Raw genomic sequence first — 24369 nt, forward strand, 5'->3', positions numbered from 1 at the left:
TTGTGACATAAAATGCCAAACTTTTTAAATGAGAGTTTTTTGCTTACAGGCTTTTAATGTATTGGAAAGCATGTTGTTTTTCTTTGTAATGTGCTATCATGGAGTCAATGAAAAGTTATTCCCATATATGGGTGTTGGAGGGACATAATGAAAAATTTTGGAGAGATTTTTAAAACCTTTAGAGAATCAAGGGGATTACGATTAAAAGATGTCGCAAAGGCTGGCATATGTGCTAAACTCTTATTCACAACTTTATGAGGATGTTATTTATGACGAATCGATAGAAAGTTTTTCAGATTTTATTTCAGATAAAATAAGAAATCAACTAGAGGTGGGTTTTGATAGCCTTAAATTGTTAGACTATTCATGGTGTGAAGGTTTTTCGGGCTTACTTTTGTATTTGTGTTTAGTTAATCAGAAAAAGTATCAGTTATTAATAGTTCAATCTCAAAATGAATTATTCAAGCAACATCTCCACATGGGGACTAGTTATTGCCATGGATTAGCCAGTTTGTTACAAACGGTTATATCCACAGAAAACGATGAGCTATATGAAAAAATTGTGGCGATTTTAATCACACGATCTTATCGAGATTCAAATGATTGCTTAGTCTTTCAAAGTGAGGAACCTAGTCAATCAGTTGTTGACTTTGGTACAGGAACGCTTGGCATTTACTGGACAATGTTAAAAGAGAAATTCTTATTTCATTTAGATACGGAGTAACGAAGATGAATGTCTTTTTAAAAAATAGGGACTTTAGACAGCTATCGCTGAATCAGGCTATTTCGCTATTGGGCGATACCATGTTTTATCTGGCCATTATGCAGGCTGTATCGGCTTATGCTTTTGCGCCACTGGCGGTTTTTTTGATTACTGCTTCAGAGCAATTACCACAGTTATTGCAGTTATTTACAGGGAGCTTTGCGGATTTTCAAAAAAATAGAATCAACAAAATGCTGATTATGGGTTTTGCCAAGTTTTTGCTCTACAGTTTTGTAGCAGTCTTATCAGGAAGTGGATTGACCATTGTCAGTGTTGCCTTGATTTGTCTTATCAATCTTGTATCAGATATACTGGGTCGATTTTCGGGCTCCATGCTAACCCCTATCTTTATCAAATTACTGGGTGATGATGTTGCTGAGGCTATGGGTTTTAATCAAGCACTAGTAAGTATTGTGCAAGTTTTCGCAAATCTTTGTGGAGGGTTAGCCTTAGGCTTTATCAGTTTGCAGTGGTTTGCTATGATCAACGCCTTGACCTTCCTCTTTACTTTTTTGGGATTATGTTATATTCGCAAGGATTTGAAGGGTTACGAAAAAGAATTGCCAGAAACAACAGACTTTAATTTGAAAAATTATATCAGCCATATGTGGCAGTCCTTACGAATCTTATTTGGCTTTTCAACAATATTCAAGTTATTTGTTATCTTAGCTATTGGACAAAGCATTTTGGGAATGATTGTTCCTTTATCGAGCTTATTGCTGATTAAGCATCCTTTTTTGGGCTTATCGGTTGGCTTTTCTTTAGGCTTATTATCCATTGCTATTTTTGTCGGCATGCTTTTGGGAAATATCAGCACGACAATCTTAAGAAAGAGCTTATCGACGCGAAATGCTATGTTATTAGCTCAAATGATGGGTTTTGTGATGGTTGTAGGGATTTTCTTCTCTCAATTTGCTGTGATTCTGCTTGGAGCTTTTGGAAATGTTTTCTTCATGGGAGTCATTAATCCTAGACTTCAAGAATTGTTCTTTAAGCATATTCCAAAAGACAAAATGGGAGCGATTGAGTCTGCCTTAGGTTTTCTCTTAACATGTATAGCAGGTGTACTATCTATGCTGATGGTATTTATAGCCACACAACATACTACATTAGCTGCTTATCTAGCGGTGGCAGTCTTAGCTTTTTCAAGTATTTTGTTAGTGAGGATCAAGTCTTTCGAATAGGAAAAAACAGCCCAATAAGGCTGTTTCAGACTGAAGACAAATCCCATATCCCTGTACCAATAGGATGAGAAACGTTGCAAGGGATTTACTAAATATCCTATTTCTGCGAGCGATAGCGAGCTTATTAAGGCTACTTTCGCTGTGCTGAAAGTGTCTAAAATCCCTTTAATAGCAAGATTTTAAACACTCGGAACTGGCGAGACCTTAGGCTCGATAGTTAGGTATGGAATTCTTCTAAGAAGTCGCTACCGTCCGACAGCACCTAAGGAAAGTAGTAAAAAGTGACTTTTTCTTCAAATTGAAATAGCCCAATAAGGCTGTTTTTATGATGCGTAAGAAGGTTTAGTCATAAAGGTGTGTTACGGTTTTGACCACCTTTTTCTGGCTTTCCGACCAGTAGTGAATGCGCTCAAAAGAGCCCTTTCGCCAATAAAGAGGCAGACGCTCACGGATATCTTTTTGCATGTCCAGCTTGTCCAAGTCTGCTATGGCATGCCATTTTGGGAGTCCCTCACGCGACTCTGTCAGCAGCTCTCCTTCAAAGGATTCACAAAGAAAATCGTAATAAACATAACGCTCTGGCTTATTGGGATTGATAAAGCCTGAAATGCCCTTTAATTGTAGGTTGAGGGCAGTCAAGCCCGTTTCCTCTTTGAGTTCCCTAAGCGCTGCCTCAAAGAAAGATTCGCAGGGCTCGACTTTACCTCCTGGCTGAATCCATCCTGGGAAGTTATCGTGTTGCCTATACAGTAATAAAATCATATTGTTATGTTTGACACAAATATTGACCCAGTTTTTAATCATTTCTATCATCAGATTTACCTCTTTTTTAGTATAGCATAAGAAAAAAAGGGGTGAAAGAGGTTTATTGTCATTTTTTGGCTTAAGGTTTATTTAAGAAAGAATGGTTATACTATAACTATCCTGAATAATGGTTAGTTACCAATGGATAGCTAATTCTTTTCATAACCCCTTCCTAAGTTAGCCAGTTTTTCGTCAGAAAAGCTGGTTAGCTTTTTTTTGCCATTTTAAAAAGCTGTCTTTTTCTCCTAGGATAGGAAAAGTAAGACAGCATAGAGAGTCATTTTTTAACGTTTTCGTTAGGATTTAGTGTTTTTTGATGAGGCTTTCTCGCCACTTTCTTTAACCAACTTAGCTTCAATAGCTTTTAAGCGTTTGAAGGTTTTTTCTGCTCGAGCCAAGGAAACGGTGTCAGCTTTTTCTTGAGCAGCCGCAGGATCCGTTTGAACGAGTTGGCTAAGTTCCTTATTGGTTTGGTCTTGTTCAGCTATCCAGTTTTTTTCCAAGTCTTTCATCTCATCAATAACTTTAGTTCCAAATTGTTTTGGATGGGCAGCCACAAGCTCATTAATGTGGGAAACCGTCCAATACCAAGATTTGTCATTGTATTTGGTACTCTTTTCTTGATAAGCCTTGTAGGTCTTGCTGATGTTGCCAAGGTATGGCAGATAAGGGGCATTACGAGGACTGCCAACAGATAGCCACATGACGCCGCCACCCAATTCAGCAGGAATATCTTTTTTCAGTTGGAAAATATGAGCTTCCATGACATTTGGGTTGGAAATCGGATAGGCATAGCCCTTAACAGCATCCTTAGATTTTGGTTTCCCTTTACCGTCTAATGCCATTTGGTCAAGTGGTTTAAGATTAAGCCCTTCAAAACGGTTACGTTGTAGCTTCATAGCGTCTTTTAGACTAAAGGTCTTATCAGTGCTTTGGAGCAACTCATAATTGCTGTCTTTATAGGTTACTTTTGAATCAGGGTCAAGTGATTTAATCCCTGAGAAAGAGCGAGAGCGGTTAGCATCGCTTAGCGGTGGATTGTAGGATTGGGCAATATGAAATTTACCATCAACTTCGGTATAAGATTTGGCTTTTTTAGCGACCTTTTCCACATCGGCTGAGGCAATGGTATTTTCCTTATCGTTGAAATCAACATGTCCGAGATAGAAGGTATTTGGGAAAACGGCAAATTTATCATCTGGGAATTTGATAGCAACGTATTGGTGCCCAGAGAGGATTTCCATGTACCAGATGCCGTCTTTGTCAGCCAAGGTAACGATGTTTCCTTCGGCAGAACCTTTTTCAGTGACCATTTTAGCAATCAATTCGATGCCTTCACGGGCTGTTTTGACGCTTGGTAAAATGACACTGGCCATAGACGATTCTGCTAAACCATTTTTAACGTAAGGATCGATTTTCTGAATAGCATCATTAGCTGAAGCTGACACCGTTGCGGACATGGAGACCCCGTATTCATTAAAGCCTGCTTCGTCATAGACCCCCTCTTTAGGGGTTACATCAGGAACGGCTGTGTAGCGGTAAGAATGCTCAGGTAGAGGATACTCAAACCCGTTGGCTTGGTCTTTCCACATTTCTCCAGGCTTATTATCCTTAGCTGGTCGAACCACAAAATTCTTATTATGGTTGGGTTCAAGGTCTTCTGTGCGTCCATAGATCGTGGAACCATCTGTTGTTAACTCTTTACCAATGATAAAACCTGTGCAAGCGTAACTAACATTTTGGAACGAAAATGCTGTTAGGACAGTCAAAAGCCCGAGAGCCATTTTTTTCTTTGTCATGCGAAACCTCCTTAAAAATGATAACGCTTTCGCCAATATTATAAAACTGCTCCTTTTAAAATTCAAGTTTTTTCTCAAGCGTTTTGAAATTGTTAGTTATCTAAATATTGTGAGAATTTGTTTTAGTCTTCTCACTAATTTCTCCGTGTTTTCATCCTCTACGACATGGTGCAGGGTCAGGTTGACGCAGGAATGACACGTAATTTTCCCCAAAAAACACCTGTCATTTATGGTATAATGGAAAAAATCACAGAAAGTTGAGCCTGTCTATGACCAAGTTATTTCATAACCAGACATTTAACAAAATAGTCCTTGTTGTTGGGAGTTGCTGTCTCTTGCTTCTGATTTTTGGAGCCTTTCATTATTCTAAAGCAAACCGGATTAACACCTATCTGAAAGCGCGATCAGTTCCTTCTGGCCGTGTTTTTGAAAACATCAAGGAATACTTGGTTTGGACTGATACCAAGGAACAAATCACTAATGATGAAGCCAAATTTACTGATTTCAGGCGATATAGCCAAAGAGAGCTAGCTCAAAAGGCGAAGGAACTCAAAGAAGCAGGCCCAGACAGTGCGATTCAGGTAAAATCTGTTGGCCGTCGCTTTTTGATATTTCCAGATTACCGTATCGCCATCAAACCCATGGATTTAACCCTAAAAACCAATGTGCCTCAAATGGACCTTCTCTTAAATCATAAAAAGGTGGCTGTTTCTGATTCAGAAGACTTTTCCGTCAAACTAGACCGCCTGCCCATGGCAGATTACACTGCCAGCATCAATGGAACTCATAATGGCCGCAAGATTAAGGTTAACAAAGCCTATGACGGCGAAAACCGCGTGCTTGATTTGAGTGTGACCTTCAAAACATTTATGGTGACCAGCAATGTCAAAGAAGGGGACCTTTATTTTGAGGATAACCGTGTTGGCACCTTAAAAGAAGGCCACTTCCAAGTTGAAGATTATCCTGTCACAGATAGTGCCAAAGCCTACATTAAGAAAACTTTTCCAGATGGCGACCTTAAATCAAGAAAATATGCTCTAGCGGACGTGACAGACGGTGATAACTTGGAGATTACCATTGATCATCTGTTAGGAGAAGAAAAAGCAGGGCAGCTATTAGTATCGGCCTTTGACCAACTGATACACTATCTTAGGACTGGTCAAGATGCCGCGAATCTAGGAAGTGTCTTTGAAGCAGGTGCCAGCAATGCATTTTATAGGGGCTTGAAAGAATCCATTCAGGCTAAATTCCAGACAGACGTTCGCAAAGCTAGCAGCCTTAATATTCCTTCCATTCTTCTGACGAAAATGACTCAAGTTGGTAAGGAATCCTACCTACTGGATTTTACTGCTACCTATGAGTTCATGTATGATCAATCAACAGACCCAGCCAAGCAAACCTCAGGGCATATTAGTCAAGAATTGATCGGAAAAATGACCTTGAAAAAAGTCGGAGACCATTATCTGATTAGCCAAACGGGAACTAAAAATATTACCGTTGCTAGCGAACAGAACCAGGTCAAAGTGCCTTCTGTTTTCCCTGAAAACTTTTTAGGCACCTGGGTAGGACAGACAAATGACTTGTCTGTTGAGATGACCCTAGCAGAAGACGGTAGCGTGACCACTAAAGTAGTTATTAAAAATGGTCATCGTAGCGAAACCAAGACCGCTAAAATTACCAAGGTTGAGGACAAAGGAGATGGGCTTTACCTCTATACAGCAGACCCAAGTAGTAATCTAGGGGCTCTGACTCCAGGAACAGGTTTGGGTGGTGTTAATGTCAAATATGCCTATGGTTTTAAGGTATCAGGTAATATTGCGACACCTCTTGTTTGGCAAGCGGGTGCCAACAGCGACTTTGATTATAGCAAACCATTAGCAGGAATCACTTTGAAGAAACAATAACTGATCTCCTACCCCATCAGTAGATTCTAAATAGATGACTTTATCATTCCAATTCAAAGGGGTTGGCTAACACCTAAAAAGGCTAAGGGATTATCTCTTAGCCTCTACTCGATTGCAATTCTTTTTCAAAGGTGGGAGACGTCGCCTGAACACAAATCTTTTCCTGTGTTAAAGGGTGTGTCAACTGTAATTGGTGGGCATGAAGCATGAGACGAGGACAGTCTTGCTTGCCAGTCCCATACAAAGGGTCACCACATAAGGCGTGGCCGTGATAGGCTAAATGAACGCGAATTTGATGCGTTCGTCCCGTTTGCAATCGGCAGTTAACCAAGCTCATTCCACGCTTAAAGGATTTGAGGACAGTAACCTCTGTGATAGCTTGTTGCCCACGCTTGACATCGACCACGCGTTTTCTGCGATCATGGCGATGGCGACCAATCGGTTCGCTATAGATCACTTTGTTGCTGGTCAGAGTTCCATGAACCAGTGCCCAATAGTCTCGCTTAATCTCTCGCTTTTCCAAAAGACGATTCAGAATGGGGAGAATAAAAGGGTTTTTGGCAAAGACAATGGCCCCACTGGTTTCCATATCCAAACGATGAACCACATAACAGGTCTGCCCTGTATAGGCAGAAACGTGGTTGAGTAGGGCTAGTTCGGTAGGTTCATTGCCGTGAGTTTTCATGCCTTCAGGCTTGTTGACGATAATCATGTGCTCGTCTTCGTAAAGGCAATCCACCTGTTGGGCTTGCCCCATCAAAATAGACTTGTCGGGATAATCTTCCTGATCAAAGAAAAGGTCAATCTGATCCCCTTTTTTCACTAAATGCTGCCAGGTAATGGGGTTGCCATTGATAAGAATGTGTTTCTTGGTTCGCAGAAAGTGCCTAATTTTGCGAGGAATTAATAATTTATCTTCGAGCAGTTCCTTGACAGTTAGTTCTTCGTAGGGATTTTGGAGACTAACGGCAAAACCCTTAGTGGAATTACTTACGGTCTTCATTGAGCCAGTCATGGTATTTTTCAACAAGATTAATCGCCATTTGAGTAGCAAGGGCAGCAGAGAAAGCTTCCGTTCCTTCGCGTTCGTCATTGGCTACTTCAAGACGTGTTTCATCGTAAATGGCTTTTAAGCTCTCAGCTGATAAGGTTTCTTTAAAGGCTTGGAATTTATTCATTTGTGTGTCCTATCTTTCTATGTTTAGTGTCACAGTTGCCTAACTAAGGCAAGAATATAGTGCTATTATAGCATGTTTCTGAGCAAAACTTGACATTTGGCAAAAGAAGAAGCAAGAATTTTTCAAGAGGACGCTTGTATGAAATGACAGGAGAAAGATGTTTTATTATGATGACCAAGAGAATCTTTCATTTTAAGATAGTGACCAAGGTCAAAAAGCATTTGCTAAACAAGTGTCATTCTGCCAAAAAGTGGAACCGTTGACTGGCTGATAAAAGAAAGAGACCCTGATGTTTTCACGAAAGAAGGCTTCAAGATCTCTGAAAGACAGGTCGGTAAATCTCCCGGGTAATATCTTAACAATAACCAAGGAAAGATGCTGGTTCTGACTGTTTCAAAACTGGTATTTCTTAGGTTCAATGACCAATATTACTGGTTTTTAATATAAGATTTTAAGAGAAATTGCTATAATATGATAAAAGATTAAACATCAATAGGGGAAGATAAATGAAAACAATTAGACGTTATGACGTTAATGAAGAATGGGCTCATACGGGTCTTGTAGAAGCAGGAGACTTTTACTTTTTAAATTACTGTGTTGGCAATGTTGGTCAAGATATTGAAAGTCAAATCAATGGCGCTTTTGATGAGATGGAACGTCGTTTGGGCTTAGTTGGCTTATCCTTAGAAGCTGTCGTTCAGATGGATTGTCTGTTTCGAGACGTTTGGAATGTGCCTGTCATGGAAAAGATTATGAAAGAGCGCTTTAATGGCAAATACCCAGCTCGCAAATCTATCCAAACTGAATTTGCTCATCATGGTGGACCAGAAGGCTTGCTGTTCCAAGTAGATGGTGTGGCTTATTCCAAGCATATTCCTATCACTTAATCAAGCATACTTTAAGGTCTTAGTGGTATAATAACTCTATGACATTTCTAGAACTTTTACAAAAGAAATTTTTTCCTAGAAAATATCAGGAAAAACAAGCCTTAAAAGAAAAACAAGCACAGCTAGTTGACCAAAACACGGATCAGTCTCAAGATAGGCAAGTGAATCATGATTCAGCCACTAGTCAGGGTGCTGCTTTCCAACGCAGCAAGTCTTATGAGACTAATAAAAAGAAACAGCCGGTCTGGTTGCAAAAACTGGAGACTATTTTGCCCTCACCGCAAAATCCTATTCGCCGTTTCTGGCGCCGTTATCACATTGGTAAAATCTTAATCATTGTCATTGGGACATTGGTCTTGGCTTTAGGTTCTTACCTTTTTTACCTCTCAAAAACAGCTAAAGTATCTGACCTGCAAGATGCCTTAAAGGCTACGACGGTGATTTACGACCATAAGGGGGAGTACGCGGGTAGTCTATCTGGGCAAAAAGGAAGATATGTGGAATTAGACGCCATCTCAGATGACCTCGAAAATGCGGTTATCGCCACGGAGGACAGGACCTTTTATAGCAATAACGGGATTAATCTTAAACGATTCTTGCTGGCGGTTGTTACTGCAGGTCGATTTGGAGGTGGCTCAACTATTACCCAGCAGTTGGCTAAAAATGCCTACTTGTCACAAGATCAGACCATTAAGCGCAAGGCGAGAGAATTTTTTCTAGCCTTGGAATTAACCAAAAAATACAGCAAAAAAGATATTCTTACCATGTATCTCAACAATTCCTATTTTGGAAATGGCGTCTGGGGTGTCGAAGATGCTAGTCAAAAGTATTTCGGAACCACAGCTTCTAATTTGACCTTGGACGAGGCTGCCACCTTAGCTGGTATGCTCAAGGGACCTGAAATTTACAACCCTTATTATTCTCTCGAAAACGCGACCCATCGCAGGGACACTGTTCTAGGAGCTATGGTTGACGCAGGTAAAATCAGTCAAGCACAAGCTAATGAAGCCAAAACTGTCGGTATGGGGAATCGCTTAGCAGATACCTATGTTGGTAAATCAGATGATTACCAGTACCCGTCTTATTTTGACGCTGTGATTAACGAAGCCATCTCAACCTATAGCATTTCTGAAAAAGATATTGTTAATAATGGTTACAAGATTTATACTGAGCTGGATCAGAACTACCAAACAGGAATGCAGACCACTTTTAACAATGACAATTTATTTCCGGTCTCTGCCTATGATGGCAGTTCTGCCCAAGCAGCCAGCGTTGCCCTTGATCCTAAAACAGGTGCCGTTAGAGGACTCATTGGACGCATAAATAGCAGTGAAAACCCAACTTTCAGAAGTTTTAATTATGCCACCCAAGCCAAACGTAGTCCGGCTTCAACCATTAAACCCCTTGTGGTTTATGCGCCCGCAGTGGCTGCTGGTTGGTCTATTGAAAAAGAACTGCCCAATACGGTTCAAGATTTTGAGGGTTACCAGCCTCATAATTACGGCAACTACGAGTCAGAAGATGTGCCCATGTATCAAGCACTAGCTAATTCCTATAATATCCCAGCCGTGTCCACACTCAATGATATTGGAATTGACAAAGCCTTTACCTACGGGAAAAAATTTGGTCTGAACATGACCTCTGCCAAAAAAGAGTTGGGAGTGGCTCTCGGTGGTAGTGTAACCACCAACCCACTTGAAATGGCTCAGGCTTACGCTGCCTTTGCCAACAATGGTGTCATTCACCCTGCTCATCTTATCACTCGGATTGAAAATGCTAGAGGTGAGGTAGTCAAAGCTTTCACCGACAAGGCTAAACGCGTGATTAGCCAGTCAGTTGCTGACAAGATGACCAGCATGATGCTAGGAACCTTCTCAAATGGAACAGCGGTTAATGCCAATGTCTATGGTTATACCTTGGCTGGAAAAACAGGGACTACTGAAACTAGCTTCAATCCAGATTTAGCAGGAGACCAGTGGGTTATTGGCTACACCCCAGATGTGGTCATTAGCCAGTGGGTTGGGTTTAACCAGACAGATGAAAATCACTACCTGACGGATTCCAGCGCAGGAACAGCTTCCGCTATTTTCAGTACTCAGGCTTCATATATCCTGCCTTACACCAAAGGTAGTCAGTTTCATGTGGATAATGCTTACGCCCAAAATGGAATTGCAGCTGTCTATGGGGTAAATGAAACAGGTAGTGAAACGGGGATTGATTCCCAATCTATTATCGACGGCTTGAGAAAATCAGCCGAGGAGGCCTCAAAATCCTTATCAGACGCAGTAGATCAATCGGGCTTGCGCGACAAAGCTCAGTCCCTCTGGAACAGCATTGTAGACTATTTCAGATAGCTTGCGGAATTCTAAAAATTATGCTAAAATAAGGACTACGGAGGCGTTATGGCACAGAAAAAAGCAAGCCTAGCGTGTGTCGACTGTGGCAGCCGCAACTACTCTATCGGAGTAAGCAGCACGCCAAAACCAACACGTCTAGAAGTAAACAAGTTTTGCAAGTATTGCAAAAAGTATACCTTACACAAAGAAACACGTTAAGAGGAGAGCCTGATGGGATTCATTAGTGGGATTTTTAAAGTCTTAAAAGACACAACATGGCCAGATCGTAAGCAGCGTTGGAAAGATTTTATCTCAGTTCTTGAGTACACAGCTTTCTTTACGGTGATTATCTATATCTTTGACCACTTGTTGTCAAAAGGCGTATTATCATTGATCAATTTCTTCTAAGCTACATTTTAGAAGAAGTGATAAGTTTGCTTGGAAAAGCCTAGGCTGGGAAAATATCCCAGCCTTTTTAAATGCCTAAAAGTTTCCGATAAGTATGCCTGAAATAGCCGAGAAGAAAGGTCTCTCATTGACAGCCAACCTTTCTTCTATTATAATAAAAATAATAGAAAACATCGCAAAAGCCAAGAGAGGCTTTTTTATAATGAAAGGAAATATCATGCTAGATTCTTTTGACAAGGGGTGGTTCGTCCTCCAAACTTATTCAGGCTACGAAAACAAAGTGAAGGAAAATCTTTTACAACGTGCTCAAACGTATAACATGTTGGATAATATCTTGCGTGTGGAAATTCCAACACAAACCGTTAACGTGGAAAAAAATGGTCAAATCAAAGAAATCGAAGAAAATCGCTTCCCAGGTTATGTTTTGGTAGAAATGGTCATGACTGATGAAGCTTGGTTTGTTGTGCGTAACACGCCAAACGTTACAGGATTCGTGGGCTCACACGGAAACCGTTCTAAACCAACGCCACTTCTTGAAGAAGAAATTCGTGCCATCTTATTGTCTATGGGCCAAACCATTGATGTCTTTGATACCAATATCAAAGAAGGCGATGTGGTTCAAATCATTGACGGTGCCTTTATGGCACAAGAGGGCCGTGTGGTTGAAATTGAAAACAACAAAGTTAAACTCATGTTGAACATGTTTGGCTCTGAAACAGTAGCCGAAGTGGAACTTTATCAACTTGCAGAATTGTAAACAGTAAAGTTTCTAATAAATTTTAATTATATCATTTTTCAAAAGAAAAAAGTTGGGCGATAGTCATCTAATCGTCCGACTTTTTAATTTCTTGGAATTAAAAAGTGTATAAATCAGTCCATCTTCTGTGAAGGTGCTTGTAAACAAATGAAGGTTAAATAGATGATCATTTAGTCTTGTTTTAGCTTACAGCTTATTTATAATTAAAATTAGGTTTATCAACGGTGATACTTAGAATAACATTTTCTTTACACAATTTTAAAGGGGAGTAGGAATGGAAAAAGCCAAACAAATGAAGTATCACTTGAGAAAATCAGCATTTGGCTTAGCAGCTGTCTCAGCTTCTGCACAAGTTAAGACAAGAGCGCAAACAAAAACTGCATAAGAAGCAGCATTAACTGAGATTTCCAGATTAGAGTCATCTATTAATGATAAGTTGGTATCAGATAACGTCAAAAAATCAATTACTGATAGTGTTCATAAAGAAGAAATCCAAGAACTACAAGCAGAAATGAGTCAGGTTGTTGACGGATAAGTAGAAAAAGAGCTCTTAGCTAAAAAGAGCAAGATATAAGAGGATCTTTGGAAACTACTGCAGAACATGCTAAGACAGCTGAAGCAGAAGAACTGCTCAATAATATTGACAGTTTCAGAACGTAGACAAACTTTATTTTTAGAAGGTGTCAATGAAAATGATTTAATGATCATGATGTCAACCAACTCTTGAAACGCTTATGTTGTCGTGTTTCAGGAGTTTTTCTTTTTTAGAAGAGTGAAAAAAGATTGAAGAAACATTGTCCTAAATGGACTTTTTCTTCAATCTGGAACTGCTCAATAATATTGACAGTTTAACTTCTAAAAAAAAATTGATCCCTTGAGAGCTGAATTGGCTGCTAAGATTAACATGATTGAACGTTTAACAAGTGGCAAGATTCTAGTGGCTGTTGGTAGCTATTTGGCAGTCAGTAAGATAGGCAATTTTTGCTAACTTTTTTAAGAGGCTGACGAGGCTAAAAATAGTTTGAAAAATCAGAACTTAACAGCAAATAGCACGACTTGCCCATTCCTAAAAGCCTCATCTCATGCTATAATAAAAGGACTAGATTTTTTACACGGGAGATTTCACATGACATTTTACGATCATAAAGCCATTGAGCCCAAATGGCAGGCTTTCTGGGCTGATAATCACACGTTTAAGACAGGAACGGACGCTTCAAAACCTAAGTTTTATGCGTTAGATATGTTTCCTTACCCTTCAGGAGCTGGTCTTCATGTCGGACACCCAGAAGGGTATACTGCAACAGATATTTTGAGTCGTTTTAAACGTGCCCAAGGGTACAATGTCTTGCACCCAATGGGGTGGGATGCCTTTGGTTTACCTGCTGAACAGTACGCTATGGATACGGGGAATGATCCAGCGGTATTTACTGCTGAAAACATTGCTAACTTCAAACGTCAAATCAATTCCCTTGGCTTTTCTTATGATTGGGATCGTGAAGTCAACACAACGGATCCACATTATTACAAATGGACCCAGTGGATCTTTACCAAATTGTATGAAAAGGGCTTAGCCTATGAAGCAGAGGTTCCAGTTAACTGGGTAGAAGAATTGGGAACAGCGATTGCCAATGAGGAAGTCCTACCTGATGGGACTTCTGAGCGTGGTGGCTACCCTGTTGTCCGCAAACCGATGCGCCAATGGATGCTTAAAATCACAGCCTATGCGGAACGTCTTTTGGAAGACTTAGAAGAGGTGGACTGGCCAGAATCTATCAAGGACATGCAACGTAACTGGATTGGCAAGTCAACGGGTGCCAATGTGACCTTCAAAGTTAAAGGTAGTGACAAGGACTTTACCGTCTTTACCACACGCCCTGATACCTTGTTTGGAGCAACCTACGCTGTTTTAGCACCAGAGCATGCCCTTGTCGACGCTATTACTAGCCCAGAGCAAGCAGAAGCCGTGGCAGAATACAAACGCCAAGCGAGCTTGAAATCTGATTTGGCTCGTACAGATCTTGCTAAGGAAAAAACAGGCGTCTGGACGGGTAGTTATGCTATTAACCCAGTCAATGGCAAAGAAATGCCAATCTGGATTGCTGATTACGTGCTAGCAAGTTATGGGACAGGTGCTATTATGGCTGTACCTGCACATGATGAACGCGATTGGGAATTTGCTAAACAATTTGACCTTGAGATTATTCCAGTGCTTGAGGGTGGTCATGTGGCAGAAGCTGCTTACACTGAAGACGGTCCCCACATTAATTCAGACTTCTTAGATGGTTTAGACAAGGCTGACGCGATTGCTAAAATGGTGGCTTGGCTTGAAGACAAGGAAGTTGGAAATGAAAAAGTCACCTACCGTTTACGTGACTGGCTCTTTAGCCGCCAACGTTATTGGGGTGAGCCGATTCCAATTATCCACTGGGAAGATGGCACATCAACAGCTGTTCCTGAAAATGAATTGCCGCTTGTCTTGCCAGCAACCTCAGATATTCGCCCTTCAGGTACAGGTGAGTCACCGCTAGCTAACTTGACTGATTGGTTAGAAGTGACCCGCGAAGATGGTGTTAAGGGTCGTCGTGAGACCAATACCATGCCACAATGGGCGGGCTCAAGTTGGTATTATTTGCGCTACATTGACCCTAATAACGATCAAGCTTTGGCAGATCCAGACTTGTTGAAACAATGGTTGCCAGTTGATATTTACGTGGGTGGTGCGGAACACGCGGTGCTTCACCTCCTTTACGCTCGTTTCTGGCATAAAGTCCTTTACGATTTAGGTGTTGTCCCAACCAAGGAGCCATTCCAAAAACTCTTTAACCAAGGAATGATTTTGGGAACGAGCTACCGCGACCACCGTGGTGCCCTTGTGGCGACTGACAAAGTAGAAAAACGTGATGGCAGTTTCTTCCATATTGAAACGGGTGAGGAGCTTGAGCAAGCACCAGCGAAAATGTCTAAGTCACTGAAAAACGTTGTCAATCCTGATGATGTGGTTGAGCAATACGGTGCGGATACCTTGCGTGTTTACGAAATGTTCATGGGGCCACTAGATGCGTCAATCGCTTGGAGCGAAGAAGGCTTAGAAGGTTCTCGTAAGTTCCTTGACCGTGTTTACCGCTTGGTAACGACTAAGGAGATTGTGGCTGAAAATAGCGGAGCTCTGGACAAGATTTACAACGAAACTGTCAAAGCCGTTACTGAACAAATTGAGACCATGAAGTTCAATACTGCCATTGCTCAATTGATGATTTTTGTCAATGCAGCTAATAAAGAAGACCAGTTGTTTGTGGATTATGCCAAAGGCTTTGTACAATTGCTTGCTCCATTTGCGCCACACTTGGGTGAAGAATTATGGCAAACCTTGACCCAATCAGAGGAGTCCATTGCTCATGTGGCTTGGCCAATTTGGGATGACTCAAAATTGGTTGAAAATGAGGTGGAAATCGTTGTCCAAATCAAAGGAAAAGTCAAAGCAAAATTAGTGGTTGCTAAAGACCTCACTAAGGAAGACTTAGAAGCTACAGCCCTTGCTAACGAGAAAGTACAGGCTGAAATTGCTGGCAAAGAGATTGTTAAAGTGATTGCTGTTCCTAACAAACTTGTTAATATCGTGGTAAAGTAAAAACCAAAGACTAATAATAGTTAATGTCTATGTGGACTCCGCTGGAACCTGTGTTCTAGTGGGGTCTTTTTTGTGACTAACTGCCCGAAAAAGCAAGCTTGTCAAGAATTCTAAAAGTGTTAAGTATGGTTAAATTTTAAAATAAGTTAACTGAAGTCTAATTTTGAACACTTCTTTGTGTGATAGTTGGTCTTTTTTAAAACGCTTTCATTTTCTATAATGAACATATAAACACATTATATTTATTAACTTTGAAAAGAGGTAGTTCTCATGGAAATGTTTCTAGCTCCCCTAAACTGGTTCTCGCAAAATATTTTGCAAAACCCAGCTTTCTTCGTAGGTCTTCTGGTTTTAATCGGGTATTTACTCCTTAAAAAACCAATTTATGAAGTCTTTGCCGGTTTTGTCAAGGCAACAGTTGGTTATTTGATTTTGAACGTTGGTGCAGGTGGTCTGGTAACGACTTTTCGTCCCATCTTGGTTGCCCTTGCTAAGAAATTTGAGTTGAAAGCAGCTGTTATCGATCCTTACTTTGGTCTTGCTGCTGCCAATACAAAATTGGAAGAGATGGGCTTCATTAGTGTTGCCACAACCGCTCTCTTGATTGGTTTTGGGGTCAATATTCTCCTCGTTGCCCTACGTAAGGTCACAAAAGTGCGTACCCTTTTCATTACTGGTCATATCATGGTACAACAAGCAGCAACCATTTCTGTCTTTGTCCTCTTATTAATCCCTCAATTCCAAAATGCTTTTGGGGCATGGGCAGTTGGTATCATTTGTGGACTTTACTGGGCGATTAGTTCTAACATGACGGTTGAAGCAACCCAACGTCTCACAGGTGGCGGTGGGTTCGCGATTGGTCACCAACAACAATTTGCCATTTGGTTTGTGGATAAGGTTGCACCGTTCTTTGGCAAAAAAGAAGAAAACCTTGACAACCTAAAATTACCAACCTTTTTAAATATTTTCCACGATACTGTTGTTGCGTCCGCAACCTTGATGTTAGTCTTCTTTGGAGCTATCTTGGCTGTCCTTGGTCCAGACATCATGTCTAATGTGGACTTGATTGGACCTGGAGCGTTCAACCCAGCTAAGCAAGCCTTCTTCATGTATATTCTGCAAACATCACTCACCTTCTCAGTTTACCTCTTCATTTTGATGCAAGGTGTGCGTATGTTCGTTTCTGAATTGACCAATGCCTTCCAAGGGATCTCAAGCAAATTGCTTCCAGGGTCATTCCCAGCGGTTGACGTTGCAGCTTCTTATGGTTTTGGCTCTTCAAATGCGGTTCTTTCAGGATTTGCTTTTGGTTTGATTGGTCAATTGATCACGATTGCTCTTCTTGTTATCTTTAAAAACCCAATCTTAATTATCACAGGGTTCGTTCCAGTATTCTTTGATAATGCGGCGATTGCGGTTTACGCTGATAAACGTGGTGGTTGGAAAGCTGCAGTTGCTCTTTCCTTTATCTCAGGGATTTTACAAGTTTCTCTTGGTGCGGTAGCTGTTGGTTTATTAGGTCTTACAGGTGGTTACCACGGTAACATCGACTTGGTTCTTCCATGGTTGCCATTTGGTTACCTCTTCAAATTCCTTGGTATTGCAGGTTATGTGCTTGTCTGCCTCTTCTTACTTGCCATTCCACAATTACAATTTGCTAAAGCTAAGGACAAAGAGGCTTACTACCGTGGGGAAGCTCAATAAGCACCACTTCAAATAATAGCTCTGCTATTCTAATAAAAAAATAAAACTAACATCTTCGGAGGAAAAAACAATGGTTAAAGTCTTAACAGCATGCGGCAATGGCATGGGATCATCTATGGTCATTAAAATGAAAGTTGAAAATGCTCTTCGTCAACTTGGAGTGACTGATATTCAATCAGCTTCTTGCTCAGTTGGTGAAGCTAAAGGCCTAGCTTCTGGTTATGACATTGTAGTGGCTTCAAACCACTTGATCCATGAACTTGATGGTCGTACCAAAGGTCACTTGGTTGGGCTTGATAACCTGATGGACGACAATGAAATCAAAGCCAAATTACAAGAAGTGCTGTAAGCTGATTCTGAAACAAAAGGGGGGAGTTGTGACGAAGGTTACCAACTCTTTCTCTTTAGCAAAAGAAGGCTAAAAACCCAAAAACGATGGGAGTGGGACAAAAATCGGTATTGTGTAGCAATCGATTTTGTAGTCCCACCCCCGCACAGTTGATTAGGAGGGTCGTTGTCACTTGCGCGGCAAGGAATGAGAACCTCCAATCAACCACTGTGTCAAAGTGCTAAGTATTTAAAAAGGAAAGAGGCAAGGACTTTTATCCTAGCCACTAGAAAGAGATAGTTGTATGAATTTAAAACAGGCTTTTATTGAGAACGACTCCATTCGTTTAGGACTAAGTGCTGATACTTGGCAGGAAGCTGTTCAATTAGCTGTTCAACCTTTGATTGATAGCGGAGCGGTGACGTCAGCTTACTATGATGCCATTATTGCCTCAACAGAAAAATATGGTCCTTATTACGTTTTGATGCCAGGCATGGCAATGCCTCACGCAGAAGCAGGTCGTGGGGTCAACCGTAACGCTTTTGCTTTGGTTACACTGACAAAACCAGTAACCTTCTCAGATGGTAAAGAGGTTTCTGTTCTCTTGACGTTGGCGGCCACAGACCCTTCTATTCACACGACGGTAGCTATCCCACAAATTGTGGCCTTGTTTGAACTAGACAATGCCATTGAACGCTTAGTGGCTTGCCAAAGTTCAGAAGAAGTGCTGGCAATGGTAGAAGAATCAAAAACCAGTCCTTACTTAGACGGTTTGGATTTGGACTCTTAATTAATCTTTGGGGATAATTCTCAAATAGATGAATTGACAATAATGATTGAAAGGACAGAAGCTCTTAACCAGTTTGTACTGTAGCTAAGAGTTTTAGGAAAAAGAGATGACACATGTTCCAAATTTACAAGTTGCTTTAGACCATTCTGACTTACAGGGGGCTGTTAAAGCAGCCGTTGCTGTTGGTCACGAAGTAGATGTGATTGAAGCTGGTACAGTTTGTTTGCTTCAAGTGGGAAGCGAATTGGTTGAGGTGTTGCGCAGCCTTTTCCCAGAAAAAATCATCGTGGCAGATACAAAATGTGCTGATGCTGGTGGTACTGTTGCCAAAAACAATGCTAAGCGCGGTGCTGATTGGATGACTTGTATCTGCTGTGCGACTATTCCAACCATGGCAGCAGCCCTCAAGGCTATTAAAGAAGAGCGCGGTGACCGTGGGGAAATCCAAATCGAATTGTATGGCGATTGGACTTATGAGCAAGCTCAATTATGGCTTGACGCTGGGATTTCTCAGGCGATTTACCACCAATCGCGTGATGCCCTTCTTGCTGGCGAAACTTGGGGTGAAAAAGACCTTAACAAGGTGAAAAAATTGATTGACATGGGCTTTCGTGTGTCAGTGACAGGCGGACTCGATGTGGATACCTTGAAACTCTTTGAAGGGCTTGATGTCTTTACATTTATTGCAGGACGTGGTATAACTGAGGCAGAAGATCCTGCTGCAGCGGCGCGTGCATTCAAAGACGAAATCAAACGTATTTGGGGGTAACCTATGGCGCGTCCTATTGGTATTTATGAAAAAGCTACGCCAAAACAGTTTACTTGGCGTGAGCGTTTGCAATTTGCAAAAGACTTAGGTTTTGATTTTGTGGAAATGTCTGTCGATGAATCAGATGCTCGCTTAGCTCGCTTAGAGTGGACTAAGGAAGAGCGACTTGATTTAGTGAAAGCCATTTATGAAACTGGCATTCGCATCCCAACCATTTGTTTTTCTGGCCACAGACGTTACCCACTAGGCTCAAACGATCCTGTTATTGAAGCCAAGTCTCTTGAACTGATGAAACAATGTATTGAATTGGCGCAGGACCTAGGCGTTCGTACCATTCAATTAGCTGGTTACGACGTTTATTATGAAGAAAAATCGCCTGAAACCCGTGCTCGTTTTATCAAAAATTTAAGACAATCCTGTGATTGGGCAGAACAAGCCCAAGTCATGCTTTCTATTGAGATTATGGATGATCCTTTTATCAACTCCATTGAAAAATACTTGGCTGTTGAAAAGGAAATTGACTCTCCCTATCTCTTTGTTTACCCTGACACAGGGAATGTTTCTGCCTGGCACAATGACCTGTGGAGTGAATTTTACAATGGCCACAAATCCATTGCAGCCCTCCACTTGAAAGACACCTATGCTGTTACGGAAACCTCAAAAGGTCAGTTCCGTGATGTGCCATTCGGTCAAGGTTGTGTGGACTGGGAAGAAATGTTTGCTGTTATCAAGAAAACTAACTACAATGGTCCTTTCTTGATTGAAATGTGGTCAGAAAACTGTGAAACGGTGGAGGAAACAAGGGCTGCTATCAAAGAAGCTCAGAACTTTCTTTACCCACTCATTGAGAAAGCGGGGTTGAAGTAATATGGCGAAAAATTTACAAGAAATGCGTGAACGTGTCTGTGCGGCTAATAAGTGTCTGCCAGAACACGGTCTTGTCAAATTTACGTGGGGCAATGTCTCCGAAGTTTGTCGTGAGTTAGGACGTATTGTCATCAAGCCGTCAGGTGTTGACTACGACCTCTTGACACCAGAAAACATGGTGGTGACAGACCTTGATGGCCGTGTGGTCGAAGGTGATTTGAACCCTTCTTCAGATTTGCCAACCCATGTGGAGCTCTATAAAGCTTGGCCAGAAGTAGGCGGTATTGTCCACACCCACTCAACAGAAGCTGTTGGCTGGGCTCAGGCTGGCCGTGACATCCCTTTTTATGGGACTACCCATGCGGACTATTTTTATGGCCCGATACCTTGTGCTCGCTCTCTCACAAAAGCAGAAGTTAATGGGGCTTACGAGCAAGAAACTGGCAGCGTGATTTTAGAGGAATTTAGCAAGCGAGGTCTTGACCCAATGGCGGTTCCAGGGATTGTGGTTCGTAATCATGGCCCATTTACTTGGGGCAAAACACCAGAGCAAGCCGTTTACCATTCTGTTGTCTTAGAAGAAGTGGCTAAAATGAACCGCTTGACAGAACAAATCAATCCACGCGTAGAGCCTGCACCAGAATACATTATGGACAAACATTATTTACGTAAACATGGTCCAAATGCTTATTATGGTCAAAAAGGAGATGCGCATTAGGACAACTGCCTTTTGGGGAAAGTATCCATCTTTGTTAACCATTGTTTGGGCGAGTCTTATCGGCTTGCCCTTTTTTTATGCTTCTTGAAAAAGGTAAACTCAAGGGTCTTGCTCCTCCTTTATTTTAAAATTATCCTAATCGTGGTATAATACGCGTAACGAATGACAGAATGAGTAGGAGTTAGGCATGTTTGAGAAAGTCACCATCAGTGATATTGCTAAGTTAGTTGGAGTGTCAAAAGCCACTGTTTCTTATTATTTAAACGGTAATTATAAAAAAATGTCGTTAGCCACCAAGGAAAAAATTAAGCAGGCAATTGAAGTCACCGGTTACCAGCCCAGCAAAATAGCCCAGAGCCTTGTTACCCGAGACACGCAGACGATTGGTGTTGTGATTGCTGACATTACCAATCCTTTTATTTCTTCCGTGATGAAGGGAATTCATGATACCTGTCAACGTTATGGTTATACGGTTAACTTTACTAATTCAGATAACAGTCTCCAAATTGAATTGGAGAATTTGCACCGCTTGAAGCAGCAAAATGTGTCAGGTATTATTTTGGACTCGGTCAATCCCAACAACCCCTTTGTTAGTGTCTTTGATCCTAATAGCTTAGTCATGGTAGATAGACAAGCCACGACTTTACAATTTGATACCATTGTTTCTGATAATAAACAATCAACCAAGCAGTTCTTACAGGAGATGCTAAAAGCAGGCTATCAGGAGATTTATTTTGTGACATTTCCTATTGAAGGCATTTCTACGCGCGAACTCCGTTATCAAGGCTTTCAAGAGATGGTTGGTTCCAGTAGCAACCGCTTGATTGTTTTGGGGGAAGAAGGTAGCCAAGACCGTATACTAAATCTGATTAAGGAGTCTGCTACCAAGCCTGCTTTTCTAATGATGAATGGTCCAACTCTGTTAAGTTTTATGAAGATTGTGAACCAATCTCCTTATCATTATCCAGATGATTTTGGTTTAGGGACTTATGAAGATTTGGAATGGATGCAGGTCTTAACACCAGCTGTATCTTGTATTAAACAAGATTCTTATGGTATTGGCTGTTTGGCAGCGGAGCATTTGATTCAAAAGTTAAAAGGAGAAAAGAATCAGGCTGCCAGTCCAGAATTACTAGAAGTGGTTAATGAGCTGATTATTCGACAGTCATTTTAAGAATAGTTAATGAGCTGGGCTAGGCAGGCTTGGCTCATTAAATTTTAAAAAAACACACGTGTAAACGCTTGCTTTTTAAAATGATTAGCGTTATAATAAGAGTGTCTTTGGTTAACCGATTAACATAAAATATTCTTTGTTTTTATGTGGCCGCTGTTAATTCAGGTCTTCTCTTCTATTTTTTTAAAGGTTTAGTTAACCGATTAACTCATTGTTGTGATGATCCTGTTAGTCGTCATGATGATTTTAGCTTATGGTAATAATTAGGAGGGTTTATGCGGGTTCAAAAATCTTTATCAGATACCCTACCAGCTGCCTATGCTGTTTGTCGTTTACATGTTGATGAGGCTGACTTTCTTTTAGTTGCCTCAGAGGTTGATGGGGCTTGTTTTGCCTACGACTTGAATCGCCAGCTAGAAAAGCAGGTAATTTGGCAAGACATTGGGGGCACCATGTCAATTGTGCAAGTTCCTGGCAGTATGGATTTTTTAGCAACGCAGAAGTTTTATCCTGGCTTTGATGCTAAGGGCTGTCAGATTGTTTATGGTAGCTTTAATGGGAAGAAATGGGATATTCAAAAAATAACTGATTTTCCCTACCTTCATCGGTTTGATGTGATTGAAACACCGACAGGAGAACAGTTATTTATTGGCTGTACCATTGCTAACTCCAAATCTTTTGTGGAGGATTGGTCAGATAAGGGACGGGTTTTTGTTGGTAGATTCAACAAAGACTTGCTGGTTTTGGAAGACATTCAAGCATTACCCTTGCGTCTTTTAAAAAACCATGGTTATTGCAATGTACAGAATCAAAACTACTCGCTGATTACAGCCGTCGAAGGTGTTGTCAAACTTACCTATCCTTACGCTTCAGACACTGGAGACTGGTGCTTAGATATATTATATGGTCAAGAAACCAGTGATATTGTTCAGTTAGATATTAATCAGGATGGGGAGCATGAAAACATGATTATACAAGGCTTCCATGGGGATCGCTTGAGGATTTTCTCTCATGATTTTAGCAGAGAATTGTACCATTATCCTGACCCCACACCTTTTGGACATGCCATCTGGAGTGGTAGCCTTTCAGGAGTGCCCTGTTTTATCTTTGGTTGGCGGTCTGAGAAGGCAGAGCTTCGGGTATTCACTTATACTGATGGGGACTTTCAGTCTCATCTTGTGGAAGCTGGAGTAGCTTCCAGCAATTGCTTGGCCTTTGACAAGGACGGGAAATCTTATCTCTTCTCCGCTAACAATGGCAGCAATCAAGTGGCTCTTTATGAGCTCAGTTTTTAAGGTCATGACAATATATTATATATTAAAGGAGGAACATTATGACAAAAAAGAAAGTGCTAGTGACAGGCATCGTTCCTAAAGAAGGGCTTCAAAAATTGATGGCCCAGTGTGAAGTAACCTATTCAGAGGATACCCCTTTTTCAAGAGAGTATGTCCTTGAACACCTCAAGGACTACGACGCTTGGTTATTGATGGGGCAAAAAGGGGATCGTGAAATGATTGATGCAGCTCAAAATCTGCAGCTGATTTCCTTAAATGCTGTTGGCTATGACCATGTTGATATTGCCTATGCCAAAGAAAAAGGGATTACCGTTTCGAATTCCCCTCAAGCTGTGCGGGTGCCTACGGCTGAAATGACCATCACGCTTATGATGGCTGCGGCCAAGCGCTTAGCTTTCTATGATAAGGTGGTAAGGCAAGGCGAATGGCTTGACCCAAGTGAACGTCGTTTCCAAGGGATGACCTTACAGGGAGCTACCTTGGGCATTTATGGGATGGGACGAATTGGGTTCACTGTGGCGGAATTTGCTAAGGCGCTGGGCATGAAGGTGGTTTACAATGATCTTTATCGCTTGCCACAAGAACGTGAAGAGGAACTAGGTGTTCACTTCCTTGACTTTGACCAATTAATAAGCCAAGCAGATGTGGTAAGCATACATGCTCCTTATTTGCCTTCGACCCATCATCAATTTAACAAAGATGTTTTCAGGGCGATGAAAAACCGCAGTTATCTGGTCAACGCTGCACGGGGACCTATTGTTTCCGAAGAAGATTTGGTCTGGGCTCTGAAAGAGGGACAAATTGCTGGAGCTGGCTTAGATGTCTTTGAGTTTGAACCAGCTGTTTCTGAAGAACTTCGCCAGCTTGATAATGTCATCATGAGTCCGCATGCGGGAACAGGAACGATTGAAGGCCGTATCACTCTAGCTGAGGAGGCTGCCAATAACATTCTCTCTTTCTTTGATGGAAAACCTATCAATGTGGTCAATGCATCACGTTAATCAAGCCTTGCTGGCTTAGAAAAATGGGTTTCTCATTTTTCTAAAGATAAATGTAAGCGCTTAATAAAATAAAAA

At 41.2% G+C, this 24369-nt stretch carries 23 protein-coding genes and 1 pseudogene; 20 read left to right on the plus strand and 4 right to left on the minus strand.

From position 1 onward, the window contains the following. Positions 1-147 precede the first annotated feature (147 nt). The 3 genes and pseudogenes from EL097_RS10850 to EL097_RS03820 form a co-directional block, all read left to right on the plus strand. Positions 148-243: pseudogene (locus EL097_RS10850) on the plus strand (Rgg/GadR/MutR family transcriptional regulator); the annotation flags it as partial. Next, the gene (locus EL097_RS03815) at positions 209-724 is read left to right on the plus strand and encodes a lanthionine synthetase LanC family protein (RefSeq protein ID WP_003045624.1); all 516 of its coding nucleotides are present in this window, start codon (positions 209-211) and stop codon (positions 722-724) included. The pseudogene EL097_RS10850 and the gene EL097_RS03815, both read left to right, overlap by 35 nt. 5 nt (positions 725-729) lie before the next feature. Then, a complete protein-coding gene (locus tag EL097_RS03820; RefSeq protein ID WP_003045622.1) occupies positions 730-1947 on the plus strand; it encodes an MFS transporter in 1218 nt (405 codons plus the stop codon). Positions 1948-2289: 342 nt separating this feature from the next. On the opposite strand, the gene EL097_RS03825 is transcribed toward EL097_RS03820, so the two are convergent. Beyond that, on the minus strand, positions 2290-2760 hold the full coding sequence (locus EL097_RS03825; protein ID WP_003045620.1) for an 8-oxo-dGTP diphosphatase: 471 nt from the start codon (positions 2758-2760) through the stop codon (positions 2290-2292). A gap of 287 nt (positions 2761-3047) precedes the next feature. Next, positions 3048-4550, minus strand: coding sequence for a C69 family dipeptidase (locus EL097_RS03830; protein WP_003045618.1), 1503 nt, complete (start codon positions 4548-4550; stop codon positions 3048-3050). A 269-nt stretch (positions 4551-4819) separates the two neighbouring features. On the opposite strand from EL097_RS03830, the gene EL097_RS03835 reads away from it, so the two are divergent. After that, on the plus strand, positions 4820-6454 hold the full coding sequence (locus EL097_RS03835; RefSeq protein WP_003045616.1) for a zinc ribbon domain-containing protein: 1635 nt from the start codon (positions 4820-4822) through the stop codon (positions 6452-6454). Positions 6455-6551: 97 nt separating this feature from the next. Here EL097_RS03835 and EL097_RS03840 read toward each other — a convergent pair whose 3' ends face one another. Together EL097_RS03840 and EL097_RS10855 are read right to left on the minus strand one after the other, a co-directional pair. Then, on the minus strand, positions 6552-7457 hold the full coding sequence (locus EL097_RS03840) for an RluA family pseudouridine synthase (RefSeq protein WP_039994718.1): 906 nt from the start codon (positions 7455-7457) through the stop codon (positions 6552-6554). Then, on the minus strand, positions 7441-7632 hold the full coding sequence (locus EL097_RS10855; RefSeq protein ID WP_003045612.1) for a hypothetical protein: 192 nt from the start codon (positions 7630-7632) through the stop codon (positions 7441-7443). Before EL097_RS10855 ends, EL097_RS03840 begins: the two co-directional genes overlap by 17 nt. A gap of 506 nt (positions 7633-8138) precedes the next feature. Between EL097_RS10855 and EL097_RS03850 the strand changes: the two genes are divergently transcribed. The 16 genes from EL097_RS03850 (at position 8139) to EL097_RS03930 (ending at position 24294) form a co-directional block, all read left to right on the plus strand. Then, complete coding sequence (locus EL097_RS03850; protein WP_003045610.1) at positions 8139-8519, plus strand: RidA family protein; 381 nt, start codon at positions 8139-8141, stop codon at positions 8517-8519. Between the two features lie 38 nt (positions 8520-8557). After that, positions 8558-10873, plus strand: a complete 2316-nt coding sequence (gene pbp2a / locus EL097_RS03855; RefSeq protein WP_003045608.1) for a penicillin-binding protein PBP2A — start codon at positions 8558-8560, stop codon at positions 10871-10873. Between the two features lie 48 nt (positions 10874-10921). Continuing rightward, complete coding sequence (gene rpmG / locus EL097_RS03860; protein ID WP_003045606.1) at positions 10922-11074, plus strand: 50S ribosomal protein L33; 153 nt, start codon at positions 10922-10924, stop codon at positions 11072-11074. A gap of 12 nt (positions 11075-11086) precedes the next feature. Then, the gene (gene secE, locus EL097_RS03865; protein ID WP_003045604.1) at positions 11087-11263 is read left to right on the plus strand and encodes a preprotein translocase subunit SecE; all 177 of its coding nucleotides are present in this window, start codon (positions 11087-11089) and stop codon (positions 11261-11263) included. A gap of 217 nt (positions 11264-11480) precedes the next feature. Next, complete coding sequence (gene nusG / locus EL097_RS03870; protein ID WP_039994716.1) at positions 11481-12020, plus strand: transcription termination/antitermination protein NusG; 540 nt, start codon at positions 11481-11483, stop codon at positions 12018-12020. A 274-nt stretch (positions 12021-12294) separates the two neighbouring features. Continuing rightward, the gene (locus tag EL097_RS03875) at positions 12295-12405 is read left to right on the plus strand and encodes a YSIRK-type signal peptide-containing protein (RefSeq protein WP_003045599.1); all 111 of its coding nucleotides are present in this window, start codon (positions 12295-12297) and stop codon (positions 12403-12405) included. Between the two features lie 741 nt (positions 12406-13146). Then, the gene (gene leuS, locus EL097_RS03880; RefSeq protein WP_003045597.1) at positions 13147-15648 is read left to right on the plus strand and encodes a leucine--tRNA ligase; all 2502 of its coding nucleotides are present in this window, start codon (positions 13147-13149) and stop codon (positions 15646-15648) included. A gap of 270 nt (positions 15649-15918) precedes the next feature. Then, complete coding sequence (locus EL097_RS03885) at positions 15919-17352, plus strand: PTS sugar transporter subunit IIC (protein ID WP_003045596.1); 1434 nt, start codon at positions 15919-15921, stop codon at positions 17350-17352. A 70-nt stretch (positions 17353-17422) separates the two neighbouring features. After that, positions 17423-17701, plus strand: a complete 279-nt coding sequence (locus EL097_RS03890; protein ID WP_003045594.1) for a PTS sugar transporter subunit IIB — start codon at positions 17423-17425, stop codon at positions 17699-17701. 283 nt (positions 17702-17984) lie between these two features. Beyond that, the gene (locus tag EL097_RS03900) at positions 17985-18470 is read left to right on the plus strand and encodes a PTS sugar transporter subunit IIA (RefSeq protein ID WP_003045592.1); all 486 of its coding nucleotides are present in this window, start codon (positions 17985-17987) and stop codon (positions 18468-18470) included. Positions 18471-18576: 106 nt separating this feature from the next. Next, positions 18577-19239, plus strand: a complete 663-nt coding sequence (locus tag EL097_RS03905) for a 3-keto-L-gulonate-6-phosphate decarboxylase UlaD (protein ID WP_003045590.1) — start codon at positions 18577-18579, stop codon at positions 19237-19239. Between the two features lie 3 nt (positions 19240-19242). Next, on the plus strand, positions 19243-20106 hold the full coding sequence (locus EL097_RS03910) for an L-ribulose-5-phosphate 3-epimerase (protein ID WP_003045588.1): 864 nt from the start codon (positions 19243-19245) through the stop codon (positions 20104-20106). Between the two features lies 1 nt (position 20107). Further along, a complete protein-coding gene (locus EL097_RS03915; RefSeq protein WP_003045586.1) occupies positions 20108-20824 on the plus strand; it encodes an L-ribulose-5-phosphate 4-epimerase in 717 nt (238 codons plus the stop codon). A 187-nt stretch (positions 20825-21011) separates the two neighbouring features. After that, on the plus strand, positions 21012-21998 hold the full coding sequence (locus EL097_RS03920; protein ID WP_003045583.1) for a LacI family DNA-binding transcriptional regulator: 987 nt from the start codon (positions 21012-21014) through the stop codon (positions 21996-21998). Between the two features lie 275 nt (positions 21999-22273). Beyond that, positions 22274-23293: a hypothetical protein gene (locus EL097_RS03925; protein ID WP_003045581.1), complete on the plus strand. Its 1020-nt coding sequence runs from the start codon at positions 22274-22276 to the stop codon at positions 23291-23293. A gap of 38 nt (positions 23294-23331) precedes the next feature. Then, entirely contained in the window at positions 23332-24294 is a 963-nt protein-coding gene (locus tag EL097_RS03930; RefSeq protein WP_003045579.1) for a 2-hydroxyacid dehydrogenase family protein, read from the plus strand. The last annotated feature ends 75 nt before the right edge of the window (positions 24295-24369 follow it).

The sequence above is a fragment of the Streptococcus canis genome, assembly GCF_900636575.1.
In the GTDB taxonomy this organism is placed as follows: domain Bacteria; phylum Bacillota; class Bacilli; order Lactobacillales; family Streptococcaceae; genus Streptococcus; species Streptococcus canis.